The organism is Sulfurimonas indica, assembly GCF_009192995.1.
Lineage (GTDB): Bacteria > Campylobacterota > Campylobacteria > Campylobacterales > Sulfurimonadaceae > Sulfurimonas > Sulfurimonas indica.
This window is the reverse complement of the sequence record NZ_SDID01000007.1, coordinates 75600-99719: the sequence shown is the minus strand read 5'-3', so window position 1 is coordinate 99719 and position 24120 is coordinate 75600. Positions and strand designations below refer to the sequence as shown.

General features: G+C 38.1%; 28 protein-coding genes and 1 riboswitch. Of the genes, 11 read left to right on the top strand and 17 right to left on the bottom strand.

The annotated features are described in order from the left end of the window. Nucleotides 1-76 precede the first annotated feature (76 nt). From ES948_RS05160 to ES948_RS05130, 7 genes are read right to left on the bottom strand one after another with little or no spacing between them, the layout of a single operon-like run. Nucleotides 77-1270: a BaiN/RdsA family NAD(P)/FAD-dependent oxidoreductase gene (locus ES948_RS05160; RefSeq protein ID WP_188109454.1), complete on the bottom strand. Its 1194-nt coding sequence runs from the start codon at nucleotides 1268-1270 to the stop codon at nucleotides 77-79. After that, complete coding sequence (locus ES948_RS05155; protein WP_152183877.1) at nucleotides 1270-1965, bottom strand: TIGR01621 family pseudouridine synthase; 696 nt, start codon at nucleotides 1963-1965, stop codon at nucleotides 1270-1272. The genes ES948_RS05160 and ES948_RS05155 overlap by 1 nt, the downstream gene beginning before the upstream one ends. Before the next feature lie 2 nt (nucleotides 1966-1967). Beyond that, nucleotides 1968-4190: an endonuclease MutS2 gene (locus tag ES948_RS05150; RefSeq protein ID WP_152183876.1), complete on the bottom strand. Its 2223-nt coding sequence runs from the start codon at nucleotides 4188-4190 to the stop codon at nucleotides 1968-1970. Beyond that, entirely contained in the window at nucleotides 4181-4510 is a 330-nt protein-coding gene (locus ES948_RS05145; RefSeq protein ID WP_152183875.1) for a hypothetical protein, read from the bottom strand. Before ES948_RS05145 ends, ES948_RS05150 begins: the two co-directional genes overlap by 10 nt. Then, nucleotides 4511-5824, bottom strand: coding sequence for a UDP-N-acetylmuramate--L-alanine ligase (murC, locus tag ES948_RS05140; RefSeq protein ID WP_152183874.1), 1314 nt, complete (start codon nucleotides 5822-5824; stop codon nucleotides 4511-4513). A gap of 5 nt (nucleotides 5825-5829) precedes the next feature. After that, entirely contained in the window at nucleotides 5830-6330 is a 501-nt protein-coding gene (locus ES948_RS05135) for a hypothetical protein (RefSeq protein WP_152183873.1), read from the bottom strand. Further along, nucleotides 6323-7462: a succinyldiaminopimelate transaminase gene (locus tag ES948_RS05130; protein ID WP_152183872.1), complete on the bottom strand. Its 1140-nt coding sequence runs from the start codon at nucleotides 7460-7462 to the stop codon at nucleotides 6323-6325. The genes ES948_RS05135 and ES948_RS05130 overlap by 8 nt, the downstream gene beginning before the upstream one ends. Nucleotides 7463-7527: 65 nt before the next feature. Here ES948_RS05130 and ES948_RS05125 point away from each other — a divergent pair, with 65 nt between their 5' ends. Next, nucleotides 7528-8382, top strand: coding sequence for a hypothetical protein (locus tag ES948_RS05125; RefSeq protein WP_152183871.1), 855 nt, complete (start codon nucleotides 7528-7530; stop codon nucleotides 8380-8382). 18 nt (nucleotides 8383-8400) lie between these two features. Further along, on the top strand, nucleotides 8401-8913 hold the full coding sequence (locus ES948_RS05120; RefSeq protein WP_152183870.1) for a c-type cytochrome: 513 nt from the start codon (nucleotides 8401-8403) through the stop codon (nucleotides 8911-8913). Here the strand turns inward: ES948_RS05120 and ES948_RS05115 are convergent. After that, on the bottom strand, nucleotides 8910-9638 hold the full coding sequence (locus tag ES948_RS05115) for a response regulator transcription factor (protein WP_152183869.1): 729 nt from the start codon (nucleotides 9636-9638) through the stop codon (nucleotides 8910-8912). The genes ES948_RS05120 and ES948_RS05115 overlap by 4 nt on opposite strands. Nucleotides 9639-9737: 99 nt before the next feature. Here ES948_RS05115 and thiS point away from each other — a divergent pair, with 99 nt between their 5' ends. Then, nucleotides 9738-9938 (top strand): sulfur carrier protein ThiS, encoded by a 201-nt coding sequence (gene thiS, locus ES948_RS05110; protein ID WP_152183868.1) that lies wholly within the window; start codon nucleotides 9738-9740, stop codon nucleotides 9936-9938. On the opposite strand, the gene acpS is transcribed toward thiS, so the two are convergent. The 7 genes from acpS to ES948_RS05075 all read right to left on the bottom strand — a co-directional run bounded on the left by acpS (nucleotide 9906) and on the right by ES948_RS05075 (nucleotide 15099). Beyond that, nucleotides 9906-10283: a holo-ACP synthase gene (gene acpS / locus ES948_RS05105; RefSeq protein WP_152183867.1), complete on the bottom strand. Its 378-nt coding sequence runs from the start codon at nucleotides 10281-10283 to the stop codon at nucleotides 9906-9908. The two genes, thiS and acpS, sit on opposite strands and share 33 nt — an antisense overlap. Nucleotides 10284-10295: 12 nt before the next feature. Then, nucleotides 10296-10853, bottom strand: coding sequence for a flagellar basal body-associated protein FliL (gene fliL, locus ES948_RS05100; RefSeq protein WP_152183866.1), 558 nt, complete (start codon nucleotides 10851-10853; stop codon nucleotides 10296-10298). A gap of 61 nt (nucleotides 10854-10914) precedes the next feature. Beyond that, on the bottom strand, nucleotides 10915-11562 hold the full coding sequence (locus ES948_RS05095; protein WP_152183865.1) for a carbonic anhydrase: 648 nt from the start codon (nucleotides 11560-11562) through the stop codon (nucleotides 10915-10917). Between the two features lie 10 nt (nucleotides 11563-11572). Continuing rightward, nucleotides 11573-11836 carry a hypothetical protein gene (locus ES948_RS05090; RefSeq protein WP_152183864.1) on the bottom strand — a complete coding sequence of 88 codons (264 nt, stop codon included), beginning with the start codon at nucleotides 11834-11836 and terminating at the stop codon, nucleotides 11573-11575. Between the two features lie 73 nt (nucleotides 11837-11909). Beyond that, complete coding sequence (radA, locus tag ES948_RS05085; RefSeq protein ID WP_152183863.1) at nucleotides 11910-13256, bottom strand: DNA repair protein RadA; 1347 nt, start codon at nucleotides 13254-13256, stop codon at nucleotides 11910-11912. A 401-nt stretch (nucleotides 13257-13657) separates the two neighbouring features. Then, on the bottom strand, nucleotides 13658-14539 hold the full coding sequence (gene ftsY / locus ES948_RS05080) for a signal recognition particle-docking protein FtsY (RefSeq protein WP_152183862.1): 882 nt from the start codon (nucleotides 14537-14539) through the stop codon (nucleotides 13658-13660). Next, nucleotides 14539-15099, bottom strand: a complete 561-nt coding sequence (locus ES948_RS05075; protein WP_152183861.1) for a TlpA family protein disulfide reductase — start codon at nucleotides 15097-15099, stop codon at nucleotides 14539-14541. Before ES948_RS05075 ends, ftsY begins: the two co-directional genes overlap by 1 nt. A 57-nt stretch (nucleotides 15100-15156) precedes the next feature. Here ES948_RS05075 and ES948_RS05070 point away from each other — a divergent pair, with 57 nt between their 5' ends. Together ES948_RS05070 and rny are read left to right on the top strand one after the other, a co-directional pair. Next, nucleotides 15157-15729, top strand: a complete 573-nt coding sequence (locus ES948_RS05070) for a 5-formyltetrahydrofolate cyclo-ligase (protein WP_152183860.1) — start codon at nucleotides 15157-15159, stop codon at nucleotides 15727-15729. A gap of 3 nt (nucleotides 15730-15732) precedes the next feature. Further along, on the top strand, nucleotides 15733-17301 hold the full coding sequence (gene rny, locus ES948_RS05065; RefSeq protein WP_152183859.1) for a ribonuclease Y: 1569 nt from the start codon (nucleotides 15733-15735) through the stop codon (nucleotides 17299-17301). A 23-nt stretch (nucleotides 17302-17324) separates the two neighbouring features. Here the strand turns inward: rny and ES948_RS05060 are convergent, their stop codons facing one another. Beyond that, nucleotides 17325-17906 (bottom strand): Tll0287-like domain-containing protein, encoded by a 582-nt coding sequence (locus ES948_RS05060; protein ID WP_152183858.1) that lies wholly within the window; start codon nucleotides 17904-17906, stop codon nucleotides 17325-17327. Nucleotides 17907-18015: 109 nt separating this feature from the next. Between ES948_RS05060 and ES948_RS05055 the strand changes: the two genes are divergently transcribed. Both ES948_RS05055 and ES948_RS05050 read left to right on the top strand, forming a co-directional pair. Further along, nucleotides 18016-18690 (top strand): F0F1 ATP synthase subunit A, encoded by a 675-nt coding sequence (locus ES948_RS05055; protein ID WP_152183857.1) that lies wholly within the window; start codon nucleotides 18016-18018, stop codon nucleotides 18688-18690. 10 nt (nucleotides 18691-18700) lie between these two features. Next, nucleotides 18701-18964 (top strand): hypothetical protein, encoded by a 264-nt coding sequence (locus ES948_RS05050; RefSeq protein ID WP_152183856.1) that lies wholly within the window; start codon nucleotides 18701-18703, stop codon nucleotides 18962-18964. Between the two features lie 12 nt (nucleotides 18965-18976). Here the strand turns inward: ES948_RS05050 and ES948_RS05045 are convergent, their stop codons facing one another. Next, complete coding sequence (locus ES948_RS05045; RefSeq protein WP_152183855.1) at nucleotides 18977-19246, bottom strand: hypothetical protein; 270 nt, start codon at nucleotides 19244-19246, stop codon at nucleotides 18977-18979. Nucleotides 19247-19332: 86 nt separating this feature from the next. Then, nucleotides 19333-19412: riboswitch (cyclic di-GMP riboswitch) on the bottom strand. 133 nt (nucleotides 19413-19545) lie between these two features. On the opposite strand from ES948_RS05045, the gene gatB reads away from it, so the two are divergent. From gatB to ES948_RS05025, 4 genes are read left to right on the top strand one after another with little or no spacing between them, the layout of a single operon-like run. Continuing rightward, a complete protein-coding gene (gene gatB, locus ES948_RS05040) occupies nucleotides 19546-20976 on the top strand; it encodes an Asp-tRNA(Asn)/Glu-tRNA(Gln) amidotransferase subunit GatB (protein ID WP_152183854.1) in 1431 nt (476 codons plus the stop codon). A gap of 5 nt (nucleotides 20977-20981) precedes the next feature. After that, nucleotides 20982-22544 (top strand): ion transporter, encoded by a 1563-nt coding sequence (locus tag ES948_RS05035; RefSeq protein WP_152183853.1) that lies wholly within the window; start codon nucleotides 20982-20984, stop codon nucleotides 22542-22544. Continuing rightward, entirely contained in the window at nucleotides 22537-23256 is a 720-nt protein-coding gene (locus ES948_RS05030) for an NAD-binding protein (protein ID WP_152183852.1), read from the top strand. Before ES948_RS05035 ends, ES948_RS05030 begins: the two co-directional genes overlap by 8 nt. Continuing rightward, nucleotides 23228-24115 carry an NAD(P)H-dependent glycerol-3-phosphate dehydrogenase gene (locus tag ES948_RS05025; RefSeq protein WP_152183851.1) on the top strand — a complete coding sequence of 296 codons (888 nt, stop codon included), beginning with the start codon at nucleotides 23228-23230 and terminating at the stop codon, nucleotides 24113-24115. Before ES948_RS05030 ends, ES948_RS05025 begins: the two co-directional genes overlap by 29 nt. The last annotated feature ends 5 nt before the right edge of the window (nucleotides 24116-24120 follow it).

Here is a 24120-nt window from a genome sequence, read left to right as displayed (position 1 = left end):
AGACTTCTAGCATAACTCCTATATGTCTCAACACTTTATAGGAGTTATGCAAGAAGTCTATTATAGCAGAAGCAGATTAGTTTTTTATAATATCCTGTGCAGCCAAATAAGCAGAACTCCAGGCAAAGGCAAAGTTATAGCCTCCACGTCGTCCGACAATGTCTAAAACCTCTCCCGTAAAGTAGAGGTTTTTTTGCTTAAGTGACTCATATGTTTTTGGATTTATCTCACTGACATCTATGCCACCACCGCTTACTTCTGCATGACGAAAGCCGTGGGTATCTTCTACTTCAAAGCGCCAGTTTAGTATGGTGTTTGCTATTTTTTTAGCAAGTTTTGGTGTAAGTTCTGCTCCTTTTATTGCGTGAGAAAGTTGTAAGTAATCAAGCAGATTTGTCACTATTTTTATTGGAAGCAGGCCTGTTAAGATATCTAAGAGCCTAAAAGCAGGATGTTTTTTTGCTACATTTATGATGTGTGCAGAGAGTTTTTGCATAGTAAAGTTTGGCAGGAGGTTTAGTGCTATACTTACATGCGAAAACTCTAAAAGTGCTTCACTCGCACCTTGTGAGATGTCAAGTATGGCAAAACCTGATACGCCGTAGTTTGTAAAAAGAATATCACCACTTGTTGTTAGCTCTTTTTGGTGGTTTATAAAGAGTGTCACTTCACCATCTACTTTTGCTCCTGCCATTTTATGTACTATTTTGGAGTCTATTTCTAACTGAACCAAAGATGGATAGGCCGGAATGATGTTGTGTCCAAACTCTTGAGCGAATGCTTCTCCGTCACTGCACCCTCCAAGGTGACTTGCAGCTCGTGAGCCGGTAGCTACAACTACTGCATCATATTTGTTAAGAAACTCTTTTACAGAGTTGATCTTTGCATTGAGGTGAATGATAACGCCCAGCTCACGAGTACGCTCTTCAAAGATACGTGCTACACTCTTTGCTTCATTACTCAGTGGGTAGACTCTTCCATCAGTTTTGCTATCTAAAAGCAGTCCCATCGATTCTATATATTTTTTAAAATGGTTAAATCCAAAAGAGTTGAGTGCATAATTGACAAAGTCAGGATTTTGTCCAAAGTAGTCTGCAGCTGAGAGATTTTGATTGCTTATATTACAGCGGCCGTTCCCTGAGACTAAAATCTTTTTGGCAAGTTTGTTGTTTTGTTCAAACAGACTTACTTCACATCCTGCTTCTGCACAAAGAATTGCACAAAAAAGACCGCTCGCCCCTCCACCGATTATTGCTACTTTTTGTGCCATCAGAAGAGCCCCCATGGTTTTTGATATTTTTCCTGGAGTATCTCACGCAGATCATTCGTGCAAAATCGTTCTCCCTCACGTGGAGCTACAATATAACTATACTCTTTATTCTCAAAAGTAAAATGCAATCCATAGGCATGTAGATAGCCACGTTCTTCTTTTTTTGCAACAGTAGCATCTGCGTAGCGGATATCTCCTGCAACTGGAGCACCGATACTTTTAAGTGCCACACGAATTTGATGTGTTTTACCTGTATGTGGCTTAATAAGAAAAAGACGTTCATTTGGACGGGTGGAAGTCGAGAGAAACTGTGTTATGGCAGGATTGTTCTTTGTCTGTAACAGTTTATAACTTCCTCTGCGTGAGGGTACCATATCAGCTTTTATCCATCCCTGCTTTTTCTTTGGTTTACGCGTAGAAATGGCAAGATAAAACTTTTCTATCTTTCGCTCTTCAAACATTGTGGCAAATTTGTTGGCAGACTCACTTGATTTAGTAAGTAAAATAAGTCCTGAGGTCATTTTATCTAGTCTATGCACGCTGTAAAGCTCATTTGTGCTCAAAAGTTCTTGGGCTAAAACAACAAAACCTTGCTCACCGTCTTCACAGTGAAAGTTCATACCTGCAGGCTTGTAAAAAAGTACAAAATCTTTTTCATCGGCAATGATATCTGCCTGTGTGAGAACTTTTTGCATCACTAGAGATGTACCACTTTTGCACCAAATCCACCCATATGTTGCGGTGCATCTTCAAAGCTTTTGACGCGAGGATGCTGTTTTAGAAACTCTTTGACAGCATAGGAGAGTTTACCTGTACCTATACCATGATAGATAAGCACTTCATCCCAACCGTTGATAAGTGCATCATTTAAGAACTTATCAAGTGTTTCTGTTGCTTCCTCAGCTCGCATTCCATGCAAGTCGCATTTGAGACCTGCTTTTTTCGTGACATTAAGATTGACATCGGTACGTGGCTTTTGTTTGATGATTTTAGTTGGTTTGAGATGTTTTGTTTGAACACGAACTTTCATACCGTTTACTTCAACGATAGCCTCATTTTTGCCTTTCATAGCGACAATGACACCACTTTGTGAGTGGTATTTTACTTCATCGCCGACTTTAAAGGAAACATCCCGTTTGATGAGTTCTTTTTCCTCTTTTGGAAGCTGTTTTTTTGCTTTGTTCATGGCACGGTGAATGGCTTTTGTATCACCCTCACGTGCTGCTTTTTTCGCTTCATTGATAGCAAGTTCATACTCTTGTTTGAGTTGTGCTTTTTGTTTTTGCAGCTCTTGGTTCAATTGCTCTTTTTGCTCTTTTAAAGATTGCTCTTTTTTACGAAGCTCTTCTAGTTTTTTATCTGCTTCTTGATGTTTATGTTTTAGCTCGCGCTCTAGCTGACTTCCTCGTTCTATAAGCATGGAGAGCTTTTGGGAGTTATCACCATAGACTTTTTTTGCTTCATTGACAAGATTGTTTGCTATTCCATAGCGTGAGGCTGTTTCAAAAGCATAACTCTTACCGATGATACCTTGCATAAACTCATAGGTAGGACGGCGATTTTCTTCATCATAGATGGCCGCCATCAGTTCCACATCGTCACGGTCAGCCATAAGTGCGGCAAGACGTTTGTGGTGGGTTGTAACTACGACTTTGTGTCCCCGTTTTATCAAATCATCCAAGATGACCTTAAAAAGAGCCGCAGCTTCGTCAGAATCAGTCCCGAGTTCTATCTCATCGACACCGATAAGTGCATTTTTATAGCTAAAGAGATGAGCGAACTGCTGCATACGTCCCGCAAATGTAGAGATGTCATTTTTGACATTTTGCGGATCATCGATGATGGCTTCAATCGCTTTGAAGTTTCCGATGTGAGATTTTGCTGCATTGAGTTTCATCGGTATGATGTACTTTGCCATAAATGCAGCTGCTAGAATGGATTTTAGAAGCATTGTCTTACCACCGGCATTGACACCTGTTATCATTAGTATATTTTTTGAAAAATCAACACTGATGGGTTTTGCATGGTGTAGAGCAGGGTGAATGAATTCCTGCAAGAGTATTTTGGAATCTTTTTGACTCTTTAAGAGTTCAAGGTTTTTACTCTTAGCAAACAGTACACGTGCCTGATAGTTGTCAAACTTGGTAAACTCTTTGTCTATAAAATTTATAAAAGGAAGCAACTCTGTAAGTTTTTGTGAGAACTCTTTTGCATAGGTGTAAAATATTGCCTCACGCTCTTGTTCTATGTAGCGGATCTTCTCTTTTGTTTTTAAGATATTATCCGGTGCCACGTAGAAAAAGCCTCCGCTTGAACGCCCAATAACAGCACCTTTGAGTACATGATTAAAACCACCTCGAACAAGCAGACACTCTTCATTGTTGATGTAGTGAATCTGTGTATCGACGAGATAGCCGACAAGTTTGGAGCTGTTCATCATACGTTTGAGTGCTCCACTCATCTCATTTTTGTACTCTTTTATTCGCTGTGAGAGTCCAAAGAGTGTCTCATCAAGATTCTCTTCAAATTTTCCTTCGGTTGTGAAGTACTTCTCTATCTCAAAAAAGCTTGCAGGTACGACAAACTTCTTCATCCACTCACCGATAAGTCCGTCAAGCTCACGTTTTTGAAAGTAGCGAAAATATCTGACAATTTTGACTATCTCAAATATCTGATCAAAGTTCAACACACCATGCTTTTTAAGATGGAGTTTTATCTCTGTAAAGTCAGCAATTTTTGGCGGTGCTTTAAATTCAAGCTTGTCAAGTGCTGTAATGTAGCGAAAGTGAAGTTCTTGATCGCCTTCAATGTAGAGGGTATGTTTGCGTGAGAAAAAACTCTCAAACTCTGCAATGTGGTTTTGCAGGTCAAGCTGATGGATCAACTTTGTTATTTTATTGGACTTTGTATCTACTGACATGTGAAAGCATCAATCATCTCTGCATAGTGCGGAGTATTTTTCTTTCCTATAAAAGTGTAGGTGCCAATGCTAAGAGAGTAAGTTGAGCTGTTTATATCCCTATTGCCGCAATGGATGGTCTTTCCCTGTTCATATTTTACAACGACTTCAAGCATTTTCTCTCGCTGTTTCTTTTTGTAGTTGTTATAAGCAATAGCTGCCATGATTGTCAGAGTAAAAGTAAGTGCCACAGAGAGCTTCTGTCTTGTAGTGAGTTCTGTAAAGTAGTGCATTGCAAGGAAGAATATCCCTACAATGATGAGTCCGTAAATATAGCCCACTTAATTGACACCTCTGATCTGATAGGTTATATCACCCGCACCAAAACCGATGATAAGACCTTTATCAAGCGTTTCAAGCTCTTTTTTGTCTTTTACCACGGTAATAGTATTGTTGGCTCGTTTGATAGAGTCTGCCATTGTTAGATTGTAGTTTTTAAATTTCTTTTCAAAGTCAATCTCACGTGGAGCTTCACTCGCTGCCCAGACAGGGAGGATGATAAGCTCATCAGCACCCTCAAAACATTTGATAAACTCATCAAGATTATCAATCGTACGTGAGTACTTATGCGGCTGCCAGATAGCAGTGATCTTGTCAAAACCTTTAAGCTGTGCATACTCTTTTACTGATTCAAAAGTAGCTTTAATCTCAGTAGGGTGATGTCCGTAATCATCGATGATAACACTCTTGTCTTCTAGTCCCACAATATCAAAACGCTTTTTAATTCCTTTAAATGTAAGGAGTTTTCTGCGAATATCTTCAATATCCATAGAATCTGATGCTGCAAGGATTGCCAAAGCTGCATCTAATGCGATATGCTTTCCAAATCCCCAAACATCAAAGCTTCCAAGGTCACGAAACTTAAAGCGAGTGTGTGGCTCGTTGTTGATGAGTACATACTCAATGTCATAAATATCTTTTGAGGGGTAGAGCCACTTAGCATCCACTTCATCGATGAGTGTTGCTAAGAATGGATCTTCAGCATTGAGCACACGACATTTTGCTGATTTTATAAATGTTTTGTATGAGTCATAAAAACGCTCATAGTTATAGTCATAGTACTCCATATGTTCAGGCTCTGCATTGATGACAATGGCACAGTATGGGTTAGAGTTTAAAAAACTTCCGTCACTCTCATCGGCTTCAAATATCATGACATCTGTTGTATCATCATAATGAACATTGGAGCCAAATGCTTTGGACTCTGCTCCGATGATGGCTGAACCATTCATAATGGAAGCAAGAATTGCTGTTGTTGTACTTTTTCCGTGTGCACCGGCAATAGAATAAACCTTTTGGTCATCTAAGATTTTTAGCAGAGCTTCACGGCGAGCTAAGACTTCGATGCCTTTTTCTTTTGCTGCAACTATTTCAGGATTGTCAGGGCGTATGATGGCAGAGTGAACGACCAGATCCTGGTTTGTTATTGCAGAGCTTGCGTGAGGGATGGTTATATCAATATCAAGTGCACGAAGTTTTTTGGTGATAAGTGTATCTTTAATGTCAGAACCACTTACTTGATGCCCTTTGTGTTGCATATACTGTGCAAGTCCTGAAATACCTATACCACCGATGCCGATAAAATGAATCTTCATACTGTTCATCCCTCTTTGCTTTTGTTATTGTCTAGCAATTCTTGTGCCTTTTTTGTAAAGTAACTGACATAAAATGTTCCGGCTTTTTCAGTTGCCGGTAAGTCAGCTATCTTCTCTAGAAAATCGTCCAAAGAGAGATTCTCTGAAGCCGCTCTCTGATGGAGTTTCATAGCGTTTGAGAATTTTTCATCACGACTAAGTCCGCCAAGTACTTCAAAGAGTGCTGCCGCATCACTTGCTTTTCCTACACTATAGTGCTCCATTGCATACTCATAGAGCGCACGAAGGGTTGCGAAATCCTGAACATCACTCATATCCATCACGCGGTGAGATTCAAGTGTATCTGTCAGCTTTTCCAACGCTAAGTCCAAGATGTTTGCATAGTATCCGTGAAGTGTCTCTTCATCAAAAAGTTCATGCACTTCTTGCTCTAGTATGTACAAAGAGGCGATGTCTGCTGATTTTTGTGCCTCTAAGATTTTCTTTTTCAATGTCTCTTTACTCACCTAAACACTCCTTGATGTGCATTAATGCTTCTTTTGTTTTCTCTGAAGACTCTACAAGAGCGATACGGATGTATCCAACTCCGGGATTTTGACCTTTTGCATCTTCACGTGCCAAAAACTCTCCTGGTAGCACTTTCACATTGTACTTCTCATAGAGCTTTTGTGTAAATGCAAGTGCATCACCGACATCTATCCAGAGATAAAATGTAGCCTCTGGAATCTCTGTTCCCAAAATCTCTTTTGCAATAGCAAAATTTTGACGATAGACCTCACGTGAGCTCTCTACGTGAGACTCTTCATCCCATGCAAGAGCTGCTGCATGTTGCAGAGGCAGAGGTGAAGCACACCCTACGTAAGTACGATACTTCATATACTCTTTTAGTATCTCTTGGTCACCTGCGATGAAGCCCGAACGAAGTCCCGGTGCAGATGAGCGTTTTGAGATGGAGTTGATAACAAGAATGTTTTTAAAGTTTTCATTGCCAACAGCTTTTGCAGCTTCAAGCAGTGAAGGAATAGAGCTTTGTGTATAGATCTCGCTGTAGCACTCATCATTAAGCAGTACAAAATCATGTTTGAGAGCAAGTTTTACCCACGCACCCAACTCTTCGAGTGAGAGTGTTGCAGTTGTAGGATTGTTTGGAAAGTTTAAGATAACAAGGTCACAGCGTGCCAAATCTGCTTCATTGATTTGCGGTTTGAAGTCATTCTCTTGTGTGAGGTTGAGATGAATCACCTCAGAACGTGTTGCAATGGCAGCACCCTCATAGATCTGATAAAAAGGGTTTGTATAGGCCATCACGCTTTTTTCTTTGTCAAAAAGCAGGAATTGAGGGAAGTTGAAAAGTACCTCACGTGTACCGAACGTCGGAATTATCTCAGCATCACTGAGTGTGACATTGAATCTTCTTTTTACAAAGTTACGCATTGCCTCACGCAGCTCTATCTCACCTGTTGTCTTTGGGTATTTTTTTAGAAGTGGAGAGGCTGTTTGTAGCGCTTTTTGGATAAATTCCGGAGTTTCAAACTGTGGTTCACCGATTGTTAAAACAGAGGGTGCATAGTTTTTATTTGGTATAATGTTTTTTAGTAGTTCATTTAGTTTTTCAAATGGATATGGTTCAAAATGCATAGTTTTCTCTTATTTATTTCATGCAATTATATCGAAAAACTATTTATTAACCATTAGGAGTTTTTATGAAAGTTTGGCTGACACTTATAATCGCAGCTCTTTTTGTTTTCAATCTATTCTTAGAGATCGACAAAGAAGCGATGCAGATTTTGGATGCTTCGTTTGAGAGAGCAATGGTAGCTTTTGGTCTGGCAAAAGCACTCAATGCCGTTATCTCCCTGATTCAGGGTACCGAACTCTCTTTGACTCCTGTAGGTATTGGGTTTAATTTCAGTGTGGGAGAGGTGCTTGATCCTTTTAATGATATGGTCGAACGTTTTTCATGGGTGATGCTTTTTTCTTCCATATCTTTGGGAGTGCAAAAACTTCTTTTGACACTGAGTGGAAAAGTTTTTCTACAGTTTGCTTTGGGTGTGAGTGCTCTTGTCAGTATTGGAATTTTATGGATGAAACAGCTGCAAAACAGACTCTTTTTCAGTATAAGCTTAAAGTTTTTCGCACTTTTGATAATACTGCGTTTTAGTGCAATTATCTTCGTTTACAGTTCACAGTTGATGTATGATGCTTTGCTTGATGAGCAGTATCAAGAAGCGACACAGGTCATTACAACGACCAAAGAAGAGCTTGAAGATATTCAGACGAGAAACAAAGCAATTTTGCAAACGGAAAAAGAGAGTGGATTTTTTCATTCACTTGACAACAAATATAACAATATCGTTGATAGTCTCAATATCTCAAAACAACTTGATGCTCTGCAACAAAGCATTGATGATGCAACACATAACATCATTACGCTCATCACTGTTTTTGTATTTCAAACACTGCTTTTTCCTCTTTTTTATCTCTGGATATTGCTATGGCTGATACGATGGATATTTGCTTATGAAAATGATAAACTAAAATTATTGTACAATAACTAAAATCGATAAGGAGAAAAAATGAAAATAATTTTATCTGTAGCAGTAGCACTTTTTTTACTGGGATGTAGTGATAATAAATCAAACACGCAAGAGAGTAAAAGTGTAGCACCTGCACAAACAGAGGTCGTTGAAAAAGTTACTGCTGTTGAAAAAAAAACAGCGCCAACAGAAGAAAAAGTAGTTGTAGCAGAAGAGAAAACAACTCCTACTGAGACACAAGAGAGTGTTGTTGAAGAAGTTGTGTCTACTGCAACAACAGAAGCTCCTAAAGTTGAAACAGCAACTCCGGCAGTAGATGGAGCAAAACTTTTTACAGTATGTTCGAGTTGTCATGGAGCTCACGGTGAGAAAAAAGCACTTGGAAAATCACAGATTATTCAAGGTTGGCAGACTTCTCAGGTTGTTACTGCATTAAAAGGCTACCAGGATGGTACATACGGTGGTGCTATGAAAGGAGTGATGAAAGGTCAGGCTGCAAAACTCAGTGATGCTGAGATCAATGCTTTAGCAGAGTATATCTCAAAGCTCTAAGAGGCTGAGACAACTCTGTACCCAACTCCATAGACACTTTCTATGGAGTCTTGAGGAACTTTTTTACGAAGTTTCGAGACAAGTTTTCTAATGTTTTGAGCGTCAATGTTCTCATTTTGTTGGAGATAATAATTGACAATCTCTTCATTTGAAAATATCTTTCCTACCTGACCTGTTAAAAGATCAAGAAAAATAATCTCATATTTTGTTAAGTAGACATTTTCTCTACTATTCATAAGGAGTTTGTTTTCTCTGTCATAACTAAAGTTAGCATTTAAAGCGATAAGAGTGAGATTATTCTGTATATTTTCTGGCTCTTCTTTGTTTATTATCGATTTTGAAACCTTTAAAAGGGCATCAAGAAGCTCTTGGTAATCAATGGGTTTTTTTATGAACTTTGCGACACTCATATTGATAAGTGGAATAAGATACTTAGACTCATCATGAGCAGATAATATGATGATTTTTTGTGCTGGATTTAGCTCATAAATCTTCTTTGTAAGTTCGATACCATCCATCAGGGGCATTCTTATGTCAGATAAAACGATATCATATTGATTTTTCTGGTAAAGCTCAAGAGCTTCCTTTCCTTCAGATACGGCATCAACATGATGAAAAAAATTATTAAGTATCTCTGTTGTATTTTCTCGCAGCTCTGTATGGTCTTCTGCAAATAAAAGGCTAAGCTCTTTTGTATAGTGGAGTAACTCTTTTGAATGTATCATCTTTAATGTTTCTTTAGTTTTTTGGTAAGTATATCAACTATTGATTATATATTCAAGAAACAGTGATACAATTTTAAAAATTAATCAACAGGTTTTTAAATGAAAGTAATAATCAACGGTGAAACAAGAGAATTTACACAAGATATAACACTCCAAGAGATACTTAAACAGTTGTCTCTGGAGGGTAAAGTTATGGCTGCGGCCGTCAATATGAACATCGTAAAACAGGATGTGTGGGAGAGTTATGTTGTCCAGGAGGGAGATAAGCTAGAACTCCTTGATTTTGTCGGCGGAGGATGAAGATTCGACAGTAACAACAGCAATAGCATACTCTCCATCATGGGTGATAGAGAGTGCAACATCTCTAATATGAAATTTTTCAATAACTTTGCGTGAGAGGGCTATTTTTGGAGCACCTTTTTCATCTTTATAGATTTTAATGTCATGAAAGGAACACTCTTTTCCGATGCCACTTCCAATAGCTTTTGCAAGTGCCTCTTTTGCAGCCCAGTATCCTGCAGCATTTTTAGCATTTTTGACAAGAACTCTCTCATCTTTGGAAAGAAATCTATGGAGACCTTTCTCTCCAAAGCGCTCCATAAGGCTTTGCATTCGAGAGGTTTTGATTATGTCAATTCCTATCATCAAAGCGATTGTTTACTGAATAACAAACTCAGTAAAGTAGATACCTTTTATTCTACCATCTGTAAGCATGGCATTGAGCGTATCCATAATCTGTTCAGAGACTTTCTTCTTTCCTTTTTTTGAAGATATCTCTTCGAGTGTTTTTGAAGATAGTATACGGATAATTCTATCACGGAGAACCGGTGCTTTTGCATCAAGTTCTAAACTCAATTCTTCACCTTCAAGTTCAAGTGACATTGTAGCCTTAAGATATCTTCTTCCAGAATCACTCTTTAGATTTACTGTAAATGTGTCTAATGGATAGAGTATACCTATTTCATCAAGTTTTCTTACCTCGTTAAAACTACTGCTTGAACTTCGTGTCGTAGATTTTGACACTGTTCTCTCTTTTGCCTGTGGTGCAGCAGTCGCATCAACTGCCTCATCATCACCGCTCATTAGTAAAACAGCTACAACAGCTCCGATTATAATGATAAGAATTAACACAACGATGATAATTATCATCAGTAAATTACTTGATTTTTTCTCTTTGGGTGCAGATTCTTCTTCTGTTGTCTCTTCTTCAGCCATATTTCTTCCTTGAATTGTATAGTTTTGTTAGTATATCGAAAATTATGAAAAATAATTTAGGCTAATCTTGTAAAACTAGCTCTTTTAATGGTAAAAACTCATAAGTATCTGCATTATAGTACTCTATTTTACCTGTTTCGATGTCATAGCACCATCCATGAATGTGCAGTGAGCCATCTTCAAAACGTGTTTTTACACTTGGGTAACTTAAAATATTGTCTATCTGATTGATTACCGAGAGCTTTTCTGTTAGACGCAGTAGCGCCTCTTTATCAGCATCAGCTCCAAGACTTAAAATTGCTGATTTTTTTGCATTTTCACCAAGTTCCAGCCATTTTTTTGTATGAATGAGTGATGCATCTTCGATAGGCTCATAAAGGGCTTTGCATGCTCCACAGTGAGTATGCCCGCAGATGATTATCTCTTGAACCTTTAGAACGCTTACTGCATACTCTATTCCTGATGCTGTGGCATGAAAATCTTCATCGGGCTTGTATGGTGGCACAAAATTACCAACATTTCTAAGAACGAAAAGATCTCCCGGATTTGTCTGGAGCATCAGGTCAGGGATAACACGAGAGTCTGAACAGCCGATAAAAAGAGCTTTTGGGGATTGTCCACTCTTTACAAGTTCAAGAAGAGACTCTTTGTTTTTTTTAAAGTATGTTCTAAAGAGTTCGTTTCCTGCTGCATATTTTTGTAGATTCACTTTAGGACCTTTATGAACAACACGTAATATCTAAAGATTTCATGATATCTTCAAAGATATCACCAGCTTCACGACCACAATCATCATGATACTCAATAACTAATACTTCTTTGCCATTAGAGACCTTTGTTGTATACATCTCTTCAGGTTTACGGACATATTTTGCAAGGATAGAGTCAACGTGCTCATTTACACACTCTTTTTCTTCAGCTGTATCATAAGCAATAGACAACCTTGTAAATCTCTCTTCACTTCTAAATTCAGTATCAATCATTTTTTACCTTCAAAAATTTTTATTGCTTCATTATACAACTAATATAGATAAATTCAACTTACTATTGATTAAATTAATACCATTCTAAGAGTTTTGTTACTTCATCGACTATATATGTTTTAATTGTGCTTTTCTCCAGTGGTTTTTTAGCAACTAGTGCCTTTGTGATATTTTGCATTTTAGCCTCTTTGAGTCTTGCATCAAGAGCATAGACCTCACGTACATCACCAACAAGTGAGACTTCTCCGATAAAGACAGTCTCTTTTGAAATTGCACGGTCACGAAAGCTTGAAATGATTGCTGCAAGAATGGCTAGATCTGCCGCTGTTTCAGTGATTTTGATGCCTCCTGTGATGTTGATAAAGACATCATACCCCGAGAGAGGAATCTCTAGTTTTCTCTCTAAAAGGGCTAGGAGCATATTGAGACGATTATTATCAAATCCGGTAGCCTGTCGTTTTGAGTTTGGTGTGTGTGATTCAGAGACAAGGGCTTGGACTTCGAGTATGATAGGGCGGCTTCCCTCCATAATGACAGTAAGAGCTGAGCCACTCTGCTGCGAGTTTCGGTTAAAAAAACGTGATTCAATGTCTGTAGCACTCACAAGTCCCTCTTGTTTCATCTCAAAGACACCTATCTCACTTGTTGCTCCAAAACGGTTCTTAAAGCCTCTAAGAATTCGGAGCTCCTGAGATGAGTCTCCTTCAAAATAAAGAACTGTGTCAACCATATGTTCAAGCACTCTCGGTCCGGCAATCGAACCTTCTTTGGTAATATGTCCGATGATAAAGATGGCTAAATCTTTCTCTTTGGCAATACGCATCAACTCAAAGGTGATTTGGCGTACCTGTGTGACAGAGCCCGGAGCAGAAGTAATGTTCTCTGAGTAGATGGTTTGAATGGAGTCGATGATTAAAAAGTCATATTTTCTATGTTCAAGTTCTACCAAAATCTGCTCAAGACGTATCTCGCTTAAAAGATAGAGTGAGTCATGGTTGGACTTGAGACGATTTGCACGCAGTTTTATCTGAGAAGTGGACTCTTCACCGGTAACATAGAGGACATCTTTACCGCTTAAAGCGATATTTGATCCGACCTTTAGAAGCAGGGTGGACTTTCCAACGCCGGGACTTCCGCCGATAAGTGTCAGACTTCCCGGAACGATACCACCACCCAAAACATTGTCAAGTTCTGCGTCAAGACTGGAGAAGCGAAAAACTTCTTCTTCTATGACTTCATTGATACTTATCGCTTTTGCAGAAGTGGCTGATGTTGATTTGGTCTGTTTGACGACCTCTTGTTGATGTTCATTAAGCTCTATAAAACTGTCCCATGCACCGCAGTTAGTACATTTTCCCATCCATTTAGGAGTAGTGAGCCCGCAGTGTTGACACTCGAAGAGTATTTTTTTCTTTGCCATGATATTTTCTTTTTGTCTATTTTTTTAAATATGTTATAATTTGAGTCAGTTGGGACAGATGAGGAGCGCGAACTCCTCATAAGCTTTTTAATACAACCTTACTTCCAAGAGAAGCAAGATTATAACAATTACGAGGGTAAGTCGCATTGTTACTCCTTTGTGTTAAAGGCTGACCCTGTCCCACCTTTCACCTCACAATACAACTTTTTACCACATAATCGCCAACTGACAGTAACATAGTATAAAATCTTTCATTACTCTTTGTAAAATATTGCATTTTGTCATATTATTTTTCAGTCAATTTTTAAAACTTGAACATATAATAATAGATATTTTTAAGAGGGCTGAGTGATGGCAGATGAGTTCCTAAACAGGAGTTTGGGAATTAGAGAAAAAGTAATTTACTTCTCTTCCTCTACAAAAAGTGCATCCAAAAGTTCGTCAACAAATTCAAACTTATTAAACGGTGTAAGATTTTCCGGTTGTTCTCCTGTTCCCACGTAGAGTATTGGAAGTTCTAAAGCATAGGCGATAGAGAAGATGCTTCCACCTTTTGCTGTGCCGTCGAGTTTTGTGATGATGATACCGTCTATGCCTATCATCTCATTAAAGGCTTTTGCCTGTGTGATAGCAGAGTTTCCTTGAGTACCGTCAATGATGAGTAGTGTTCTGTGCGGTGCGCCTGCGTGCGCTTTATCACAGATACGTTTTATTTTTTTAAGCTCATTTGCAAGGTTTGTCTGCGTATGGAGACGTCCTGCTGTGTCGATGATGACATGTTTAATGCCTTTTGCTTTGGCAGAGTCTATGGCATCATAAGCAACTGCCGAGCTGTCATGTCCCTGTTTTGAAGCAACTATTGGGATGTCAAGCTTATTTGCCCAGAGTGTAAGCTGCTCAATTGCTGCGGCACGGAAGGTGTCTCCCGCACCAAGAAGAACACTTTTACCTTCTTGTTTGTACTTATAAGCGAGTTTTGAGATGGTTGTAGTTTTACCTGCACCGTTAACACCTATGACAAGCTCAACAAAAGGCGGTGTGAACTCCGGCTCTTGATAGTCGGCATAGCGCAGGGTTGCCAAGAGTTTTGAACGTAGTATCTCACGTGTTACCTCTTCTTGGTATATCTCACGCAGGATGATCTCAACAAGCTCGTACTCTACATCAGCCTCAAGCAAAATATCTTCGAGTTCATCTTTTGTAAAGGTGATTTTCTTTTTTGGTGCAACTGTTTTGATAGCCTCAACAGTTTTGCCAAGTGATTTTTTTATAAATCCAAACATTATATTTCCAACGCTCTTTTGATGTCACTCTCGATGAACTCCTCTTCAACAGCCCCCTGATAGTAGTGTACAAGTTTACCATCTTTATAGATAACAAGCAGAGGAATTCCGAAGTTGCTTCCAAGTTGCAGTTTCTCGGCGATCTCATCGACTAAACGTCTATTCTCTGGAGCGTTAACCAATGTATAGTTAGCATCATAATCTCTTTTAAAGCTCTCAAGTTTTGTATTTTGAATGTTGTCTTCGATGGTTACACCAATGATCTTGATCTTATTTTTGTACTTCTTTTGCAGTGAAGTAAGGTGTGATGCCTCAGCCTGACATGGCGGACACCATGTTGCAAAGATGTCTAAGATAAGAATCTTTGCATCTGAGTTGTCAAGTTTGAAGCCTTCATTGACTTTTTTGAGTACATATTGGCTATTGTCTGTTGCTGTAAGAACGATTTCATTTTTAGCCAGTAGAGCATTTGCTTCTGCTGCTTTGTCTTCATCAGACGAACAGGCTTGAAAGAGAAGAGAAAATGCAAGTAAAGATGATAGAAGTGTAATTTTTAACATGAAAATTTAACCTTAATTTGTGTAAAATGTTTGAAATTATATCCATAAAGTTTTAATATGACTCTTACAAAAAGCGAATTTAGAAAAAATTGTCTTAAAAAAATAAAAAATATACCCAGTCACAATAAAATATACAGAGACTACCTTTTAAACAAAAAGTTGCAGAGTATTTTAAAGGATGATAAAAGAGCTGATATTCTTCTCTATTATCCATTGAAAGGTGAAGCAAATATTATAAAAACATTGAAAAAATTAAGAAAAAAACATAATATTTTCATACCGTTTATGGTTGGCAAAAGTTTTAAAATGGTACCATTTAGATTACCGCTTAAGAAAAAAAAGTTTGGTGTTTTTGAAGCGGGAAATACATTAAAAGATATTAAAAAAATTGATATTGCCATAGTGCCTGTTGTTGGGGTGGATGGTAGCATGCAAAGAATTGGTTTTGGAAAAGGAATGTATGACCGTTTCTTTGAAAAATTACAAAAGAGACCTTATACTGTTTTTATACAGCCACAACTTTGCCATACAAAAGAAAAAATTTGTGATGTTTATGATGTCACCGGTGATCTGCTCATTACACCAACAAAGATGATAAAAAACAGGGCTATGCAAAAAAAGAGGAAATAAAAGATGTTAAATGAGATACTACTAGGCGGTGGCATTGCCACTGTCAGTGGAGTAGTAGGCTTTTTCATCTCTAAAAAAATTACGGGTGCTAATTTTGACATTTATGTTGAACAGGCTCAGGCAAAAGCAAAAGCGATCGAGAATGAGGCACAAACGCTACTGGAGCGTGCACATCTGAAGTCTCGTGAGATAGAGCTTGAGGCAAAGAAAGAGTTTGACACTGCAAAAGCCAGAGCAAAAGCGGATCTGCATCAAAGAGAAGATGAGCTGATTCGAAAAGAGCAGAGCTTTTTGCGTTATAAACAAGATGAAGAAAAAAAGATTCAGTTAGAACTCAAAGCTCTAAAAGCCCAAAAAATAAATTTAGAGAGAAATGAAAAGTCCCTTGCTTCACTGAAAAAAAAATATGAACAAAAGATAGACGAAGCACTCCATGCAGTAGAGCATTGTGCAGGAATGACGCAAGATGAAGCAAAAAAGATGCTGCTTGATACGATAGAAGAGAAATCACGTGCGGAGATAGCACATATCGTACGACGTTATGAAAATGAGGCAAAAGAGCAGGCTGAGAGAAAAGCAAACTACATATTAGCTCAGGCAACAAGCCGTTATGCAGGAGAGTTTGCAGCAGAGAGACTGACAAACTTAGTGCACCTTGACAATGATGAGTTAAAAGGTCGTATCATCGGTAAAGAGGGGCGCAATATCAAAGCGCTTGAGACACTTTTAGGTGTTGATATTATCATCGATGATACGCCAAATGCAATTCTTGTGAGTAGTTTTAATCTCTATCGTCGTGCAATAGCGACAAAAACACTGCAACTGCTTATAGAAGATGGAAGAATTCAGCCGGCCCGTATTGAGGAGATATTTAAGAAGGTCTCAGATGAGTTTGAGTCAAAGATTCTCTCAGAGGGTGAAGAGCTAGTTGCAGAGCTAAATATCGGAGTGATGCATCCAGAACTTATGAAGCTCATTGGTCGTCTGCGTTATCGTGCTTCTTATGGACAAAACGCACTGGCACATACACTTGAAGTGGCTCACTTGGCTGGTATTATGGCTGCTGAAATGGGCGGTGATCCGATTTTGGCAAAACGTGCGGGACTTCTGCATGATATTGGTAAGGCACTTACCCATGATGTCGATGGAAATCATGTAGATTTGGGTGCAGAGATATGCCGTCGCTACAATGAAGATGAAGTCGTCATTAATGCAATCTATGCGCACCATGGACAGCAAGAGATTCACTCAGTTGAGTGTGGTGCAGTGTGTGCAGCAGATGCTCTCTCTGCGGCACGTCCGGGAGCACGCCGTGAGGTGCTAGAGAGCTTCTTAAAACGTGTTACAGAAATTGAAGATATCGCTTCTGCACATGTCGGTGTTCGTCAGGCCTATGCCATCAATGCAGGACGTGAGGTACGCGTCTTTGTCAATGCAACACTTGTCAATGATGATGAGTCGGTTTTAATGGCTAAAGAGATAGCAAAAGAGATAGAACAAAAAGTTCAATACCCGGGTGAAATTAAAGTAAATGTAATTCGGGAGAGCAGAGCAGTAGAGTTTGCAAAATAAACGAGGAGTTCTCCTCGTTTGGCTTATTTTTTAATAGTGACTACAACAGCCCCACGCAGGTCACCCATTTTATAGTGTGTTGCTTTGTCCATTGGGTAACGCTCTTCAATCGCACGTTTTAATGCAACATTTTGAATATCACCATGACATTTCAGACATACTTTTTTATTGATAACCAAAGGTTTGTAGTATTTGTATGTATCTGCACTTACTTTTTGGACTACCTGTTTAGGCAGAATGACATTGGCATTTTTTAATTTTGCAAGTGCTTCTAAAACAGCTGCTTCATCTGCTTCAGGTTTGTTTGCAGGATTTCTGTACTTCATACTGATACGTTTTACTGTAACACCTTTTGGAAGCTCTTTGTTTACTTTCTCTGTCAGGTTGTAAGCTTCTTGTGAACAAAAATCCAAAGCTTTCATTGGACCGCCGGCTTTCATATTTTTTTTCATATTGGACCCAAGTGTCTTTAACAGAAGCTTTGAACTTTGCTTTCCTGTGTTTACTACACTCTGTAGCGCTTCATCTTTTTTCTTACCTTGCCCTTGGGCAATAAGCAGTGATGCCGTTAAACTCACTAGTGCAATAGATTTTATTAGTTTCATACTCTTTCTCCAATTTCTGATTTTTATTACTAATTATAGCAAGACTTATAATATTTTAATGCAACTTTGAATATAATTCCGTAATTTTTAAAGACAAGGGAGCAAGCCTATGGGTGAAATGTTTACTTTTTTCGGACTGATTTCAGAAAATCATGATTTTCTTTTTCTGACACATATGGTTCTAGCAGCATTAATTGCAATCGTATTAGCAAGAGTTGCTATGTCAAACTTACAACTTGTACCAAAAGGTACACAAAACCTTATGGAAGCATACATTGGTGGTGTTTTACAAATGGGTACAGATGTAATGGGTAAACTACATGCTCGTAAATACCTTGCATTAGTTGCAACAATCGGGCTTTTTGTTGGTTTTGCAAACTTAATCGGTATCGTTCCAGGTTTTGAAGCACCGTCTTCAAACTTAAATATGACACTTACTTTAGCACTTTCTGTATTTGTTTATTATAACTTTGTTGGTATCAAAACACACGGTATTATCAACTATTTAAAACACTTTACAGGGCCTGTATGGTGGTTAGCATGGTTAATGTTCCCTGTTGAAATCGTTTCACACTTTTCACGTATTATCTCTCTTAGCTTCCGTCTTTTTGGTAATATCAAAGGTGATGATATGTTCTTGGCAGTAATCTTAATGCTTGTTCCATGGGTGATGCCGTTAATCCCATTTGCTCTTTTAACATTTGGTGCATTCTTACAGGCATTTATCTTTATGATGCTTACTTATGTTTATCTTGCTGGTGCAATCATCGTAGAAGAGCACTAAACCTCCCTTTATGCAAAAAGATATATATGAGAGAATCATAAGCTTTTTGCTTGGAGCATCATGGGCGATAGTGCTCTTTGGTGCTCTTATCACTTTCAAATTTTTTATCATGCTAGGCACTGTTTTGGCAATTTTTGTAACACTACTTTATATTATCCTAGCACTCTTTTTGATTCTTACACTCGATGCTTTTATGGTCAATAAAGAACGACTTAAAGAGGCAAAAAAGCAGACAGAGCTTTTAGAAAAAATCTACGCAAAACATACAAAATAGCCTTAGCTCAATTTAAAATCTAAAATTGAGACTCATTTGCACATTTGTGTACTTATCATTAAGTGTATACTCTTGAACCGGCTTTTCAAAGCTAAAGAGTGTACTTACATATGAGAGTATAAATTGGAATCCGCTACTGTTTTTTGGTGTAATAGCCAGAGAAATGGCAGGAATAGATCTGTTGTATGCATCAACATTATAAATATCAAATTTATAATTATCTGCCGAAAATAACGATGTAGATAAAAACAGAAGCAAAATTGCTGAGATTAGAGTTTTCATAATTTTCTCCATAACAATCAAATAAGCAAATATTTGATTACAGTGAAATTATGATAGATATAGAAAAAATGTAGAATATAAATACATTTGGCAGTCTGGCGATCTTTTGGATAAAAGACCCATAACTTTCCGTGCTTACTTCACAGTAAGGTTGGCTTTTTCTTATATTTATCAATGTGATAATTATATCACAAAAGGAAGTTTTTTCCAAGCTTAAAGCTTCTTGCCGAAAATAACGTATTTTAAAGCATTTATTGGATAAAATAGATAAATTTAATTTATTTCATCTAAGGAAAACTATGTTTGAAGTCGTAATAGGGCTTGAGGTCCATGTTCAACTCAATACAAAAACAAAACTTTTTTGCTCGTGTCCTACGAGTTTTAATCATAAACAAAATACAAATACCTGTCCTACATGCTTAGCACTACCAGGTGCACTTCCGGTACTTAATAAAGAAGTTGTACATAAATCTATTATGCTTGGAACGGCTTTGGATGCTACGATCAACAGAGTTTCATACTTTGACAGAAAGTCGTACTTCTATCCGGATTCTCCATCTGCATATCAGATAACACAGCTCTATACACCAATAGTAGAGCATGGAAAACTTCAAATTGATTTCGAAGATGGCTCAAACAAGACTATTCGTGTAAATCGTGCACATATTGAAGCCGATGCTGGTAAAAACATTCATGACGGTGATATCTCAAAGGTTGACTTAAATCGTGCAGGAACACCACTTTTAGAGATCGTAAGTGAGCCAGATTTGAGAAGTGCAGAAGAAGCAATTCTTTATCTGAAAAAGCTACACTCTATCATCCGTTATATTGACATTGGTGATGCAAATATGCAAGAAGGAAGTTTCCGTGTTGATGTAAACGTCTCAATTCGTCCAAAAGGTGATGAGAAGCTCTATACTCGCGTTGAGATTAAAAACATCAACTCCTTTAAGTTCATCCAAAAAGCGATAGAAGTAGAAGTGTCTCGTCAAGTTGAAGCATGGGAAGATGGTACCTATGATGAAGAGATAGTCCAAGAGACGCGTCTTTTTGATCAGGTAAAACAAGAGACTCGTTCTATGCGTGGAAAAGAGGAAGCTGCTGATTATAGATACTTCCCAGAACCTGACCTTCTTAAATGTGAAGTTACTGATGAAATGATGGAAAAATATACAAAAATCCCAGAGCTTCCAGATGCGAAAAAAGAGCGTTTTGTATCTGAGTACGGTATGAATCAGTACAACGCTTCTGTTATCACATCTTCTGTAGAGATGGCAAACTTTTTTGAGACAATGATGGCTGAAGATGGTGTAAGTGCAAAAACTGCTACTACATGGCTTACAGTTGAGCTGCAAGCTCGTCTCAAGGGTGATGTTAATATAATGAACTCTCCGGTAGATGCGAAAAAACTTGGCTTTTTGGTAAAACGTATCGATGATAAGACAATATCTGGAAAAGCTGCCAAAGAGGTTCTTGATCATCTAATGGAAAATGAAGCAGTTAGTGTTGATGATGCTATTGATACACTGGGATTGAAACAAGTTACAGATACTGGTGCTATTGAAGCGATGTGTGATGAGATAATAAACGCAAATCAAGACAAAGTAGAGCAGTATAAAGCTGGAAAAGAGAAACTCTTTGGATTCTTTGTTGGGCAGGTTATGAAAGCTTCAAAAGGAAGTGCAAATCCGCAAGCTGTAAACGAGATACTCAAAGCTAAGCTAGGTTAAGAACAATGCTAAAACGCTGGATACTTGATTTTGCCTACTATTTAGATACATCAAAATCGTATCAGAAGCGTAAGCGTTTTTTTTATAATATTTTAGAAGATGATAAAAACAGGTATAAAAAATATATAGATATTTTTATGATTACACTTATCTTTATCAGTGTAGGTGTCCTTATACGTGAGGTAAAGTTCCATGTGAATGACTACCTTATGTTCTTTAGCAACTATATCATCTCTTTTATATTTTTTGTTGAATATATGTTACGGCTTTGGGTGAGTAGCAGTGTCAGTAAGATTATTGTAGCCCGTGCCGAACATGATACTTTTTTACATCGAGAGATCAATCTTGCAAAGGCTTTCAAACAGATCTTAAAAGTAAAACTGAACTATATGGCATCGCCAAAAGCAATTATCGACTTGTTTGCGATACTACCTTTCTTCCATGAGTTGCGACTCCTTCGAATTTTCATCCTCTTTCGTGTTTTTAAACTCTTTCGATATGCAAAAAGTTTTCAGACACTCTCTTCTGTTCTTGCTACGAAAAAGTTTGAGTTTTTAACACTTGGAATTTTTGCTTCGGTTGTAATTTTTGTCTCTTCGGTACTTATCTATGTGATGGAGGGAAATAACCCTGAATCTCCTATAAATACCCTTTTTCAAGCTCTTTACTGGTCGATCGTTACCATCTCAACTGTTGGATATGGAGATATTGTCCCTATTACGACAGAAGGCAGATTTGTTGCCACTTTGGTCATTATGGCAGGTATAGCGGTTTTGGCATTTACAACATCACTCTTTGTCTCTGCATTTACAGAAAAACTTGATGAGATTCGAGAGATAAAGACCATTGAAGATGTCTCAAAGCTCAAGAAATTCTATCTTATCTGTGGATATGAACAGGTCTCACGTGAGGTTGCAAGAAAACTCTCTGCAAGAGGTAGTTCAATCATCATTATGGATGATGATCAAAGTCGTGTTGCAATGGCAAAAAAAGATGGCTATACGGCACTCCATTACAATCCAGGAAGAGTGGACAGCTATGAAAAGCTCAATATCAATATGGACAAACAGATCAAAGCAGTTTTGTGTCTGCGTGAGGATGATATCGAAAATGTATATGCCGCACTTACAATCCGCTCTATTAACAAAGATGTCTTTATTCTCTCTTTACTTATGAGCGATGCAAATCGTAAGAAACTTGACTTTGCAGGGATAGATAAAATCGTCTATCCTCAGGAGCTTGTAGGACTTATTACAAAAGAGCTTGTCGGTAAACCTGTCGCCTTTGAGGTGATTCATGAACTGCGTAGTGAAAATGCCGATGTGAAGATTGACGAGCTTGGTATTACGCAGCGTATTGTCGATAATTTTCCAACAGTCGGTGACCTTGGAAACAAAGAGTTTCGGGTTGTTCTTTTAGGAATCTATAAATATGATCATGACCGATTCTTTTTCAATCCTATTGATGATACACTGCTTGAAGTAGGGGATTATCTTTTGGTTGTCGGGTATGAGATTTTTATTTTAGAATTTGAAAAATATCTGCATACAAAGGTTAGAAATGGCTAAGACAACAGCACTGATTTTTGGATATAACAAGTATGCGCATGAGATTATGGCAAATGTTGTCGATAAGTATAAACATGTGAAGATATACTCTTTACATGAAGAGGATGTAGAAAAAAGTGATGGTCGTGTTGAGATTTTTGATCTGAGTGATGAGTGGCTTGAGATTCGTAAGGATGTAGATATAGAGAACTCTATGGCGTTTTGTCTGCTTGAAGAGAATGCCCAAAATATCTTTTTAACCATCTCCTTACGTGCAAATTTTGAAAATCTGACAATTATCGCAGTAGCTTCAAATAATGAGAGTGCCAATAAGCTCAAAATGGCAGGTGCCAACAAGGTGATTCCTATTGTAGAAACAACATCGGATATCATTACAAATATGCTTGAAAAGCCAATATCGAGTAAAATTTTACATAGTATCTTGTATGAAGAGAGTGAGTTGAAAATAGCACAGATCAAGATCGATAAAGAGAGCCATTTCAAAGATGAACAATTAACAAGTATCGATTGGACACGTTATAATGGTATCATAGTACTATCGGTTATGCATAAAGATATGAAAAGTGAGTTTATCTACTCTTCAAAGGCCAAACATCATATTATCCAAGAGGGAGATATATTGGTTGTTGTGGGATATGAAGCCGATATCGCTGAATTTGAAAAGAAAATAGGGAGTAAACGATATGTCAATTGGAGTCATTGGAGCTGGTAAATGGGGAAGTGCACTTGCATTTGCACTCTCACAGAAGAATGATGTTCTTATTAATTCTCGAACACCAAGAGATATAAAGAACTTTGTCTCATTAGAAGAGATTCTCAAGTGTGACTATCTTATCATCACAGTACCTGCACAGCAAGTTGCATCTTGGTTGGAGGAAAACTTTGTTTTTAGCAATCAAAAAATCCTTGTTGCATCCAAAGGAATAGAAGCAAAAACTGGCAGATTTTTAAATGAGATCTACAGCCAATATGTTCCAGATGAAAATATCGCTTTTCTCTCAGGACCATCATTTGCAGCAGAAGTGATACAATCACTCCCTACGGCTTTAGTTGTAAGTTCTGTCAATGAGAAGCTTGCAGAAGAGTTTGCAAAGCTTTTTCCTTTATTTATCAAAACATATACATCCAATGATGTTGTTGGTGCAGAGATCTCAGGGGCTTATAAAAATGTCATTGCCATTGCTGCTGGAATTTGTTCAGGGCTTGAGCTTGGAAACAACGCTGCGGCTGCACTTATCTCACGGGGGCTTGTAGAGATGGAGCGTTTTGGTGCTGTCTATGGAGCAAAAAAAGATACTTTTTTAGGACTCAGTGGTGCAGGAGACCTTTTTCTCACAGCATCATCAACAATGAGTAGAAACTTTCGGGTAGGACTGGGACTTGCCCGTGGACTCTCTCAGGAAGATATTCTGCGTGAGCTTGGTGAAGTGGCTGAGGGTATCGGTACTGCATACGCACTTCGAGAAATTGCGCAAAAAAACAGTCTCTACCTGCCTATTGCCACAGAGGTGTATGCAACACTTGAAGGAAAGTCTCCACAGGAATCTCTACGAGATCTACTGACGAACTAAGGGAA

Excerpts from the sequence above, each read along its gene's own strand:
- ES948_RS05160 (WP_188109454.1), bottom strand. The coding sequence starts at position 1,270 with ATGGCACAAAAAGTAGCAATAATCGGTGGAGGGGCGAGCGGTCTTTTT.
- ES948_RS05070 (WP_152183860.1), top strand. The coding sequence starts at position 15,157 with ATGACTCTTACAAAAAGCGAATTTAGAAAAAATTGTCTTAAAAAAATA.
- ES948_RS05150 (WP_152183876.1), bottom strand. The coding sequence starts at position 4,190 with ATGTCAGTAGATACAAAGTCCAATAAAATAACAAAGTTGATCCATCAG.
- ES948_RS05035 (WP_152183853.1), top strand. The coding sequence starts at position 20,982 with ATGCTAAAACGCTGGATACTTGATTTTGCCTACTATTTAGATACATCA.
- ES948_RS05055 (WP_152183857.1), top strand. The coding sequence starts at position 18,016 with ATGGGTGAAATGTTTACTTTTTTCGGACTGATTTCAGAAAATCATGAT.
- ES948_RS05155 (WP_152183877.1), bottom strand. The coding sequence starts at position 1,965 with ATGCAAAAAGTTCTCACACAGGCAGATATCATTGCCGATGAAAAAGAT.
- fliL (WP_152183866.1), bottom strand. The coding sequence starts at position 10,853 with ATGGCTGAAGAAGAGACAACAGAAGAAGAATCTGCACCCAAAGAGAAA.
- murC (WP_152183874.1), bottom strand. The coding sequence starts at position 5,824 with ATGAAGATTCATTTTATCGGCATCGGTGGTATAGGTATTTCAGGACTT.
- ES948_RS05050 (WP_152183856.1), top strand. The coding sequence starts at position 18,701 with ATGCAAAAAGATATATATGAGAGAATCATAAGCTTTTTGCTTGGAGCA.
- thiS (WP_152183868.1), top strand. The coding sequence starts at position 9,738 with ATGAAAGTAATAATCAACGGTGAAACAAGAGAATTTACACAAGATATA.
- ftsY (WP_152183862.1), bottom strand. The coding sequence starts at position 14,539 with ATGTTTGGATTTATAAAAAAATCACTTGGCAAAACTGTTGAGGCTATC.
- ES948_RS05025 (WP_152183851.1), top strand. The coding sequence starts at position 23,228 with ATGTCAATTGGAGTCATTGGAGCTGGTAAATGGGGAAGTGCACTTGCA.
- ES948_RS05060 (WP_152183858.1), bottom strand. The coding sequence starts at position 17,906 with ATGAAACTAATAAAATCTATTGCACTAGTGAGTTTAACGGCATCACTG.
- ES948_RS05075 (WP_152183861.1), bottom strand. The coding sequence starts at position 15,099 with ATGTTAAAAATTACACTTCTATCATCTTTACTTGCATTTTCTCTTCTC.
- ES948_RS05030 (WP_152183852.1), top strand. The coding sequence starts at position 22,537 with ATGGCTAAGACAACAGCACTGATTTTTGGATATAACAAGTATGCGCAT.
- radA (WP_152183863.1), bottom strand. The coding sequence starts at position 13,256 with ATGGCAAAGAAAAAAATACTCTTCGAGTGTCAACACTGCGGGCTCACT.
- ES948_RS05130 (WP_152183872.1), bottom strand. The coding sequence starts at position 7,462 with ATGCATTTTGAACCATATCCATTTGAAAAACTAAATGAACTACTAAAA.
- ES948_RS05120 (WP_152183870.1), top strand. The coding sequence starts at position 8,401 with ATGAAAATAATTTTATCTGTAGCAGTAGCACTTTTTTTACTGGGATGT.
- rny (WP_152183859.1), top strand. The coding sequence starts at position 15,733 with ATGTTAAATGAGATACTACTAGGCGGTGGCATTGCCACTGTCAGTGGA.
- ES948_RS05045 (WP_152183855.1), bottom strand. The coding sequence starts at position 19,246 with ATGAAAACTCTAATCTCAGCAATTTTGCTTCTGTTTTTATCTACATCG.
- acpS (WP_152183867.1), bottom strand. The coding sequence starts at position 10,283 with ATGATAGGAATTGACATAATCAAAACCTCTCGAATGCAAAGCCTTATG.
- gatB (WP_152183854.1), top strand. The coding sequence starts at position 19,546 with ATGTTTGAAGTCGTAATAGGGCTTGAGGTCCATGTTCAACTCAATACA.
- ES948_RS05125 (WP_152183871.1), top strand. The coding sequence starts at position 7,528 with ATGAAAGTTTGGCTGACACTTATAATCGCAGCTCTTTTTGTTTTCAAT.
- ES948_RS05090 (WP_152183864.1), bottom strand. The coding sequence starts at position 11,836 with ATGATTGATACTGAATTTAGAAGTGAAGAGAGATTTACAAGGTTGTCT.
- ES948_RS05115 (WP_152183869.1), bottom strand. The coding sequence starts at position 9,638 with ATGATACATTCAAAAGAGTTACTCCACTATACAAAAGAGCTTAGCCTT.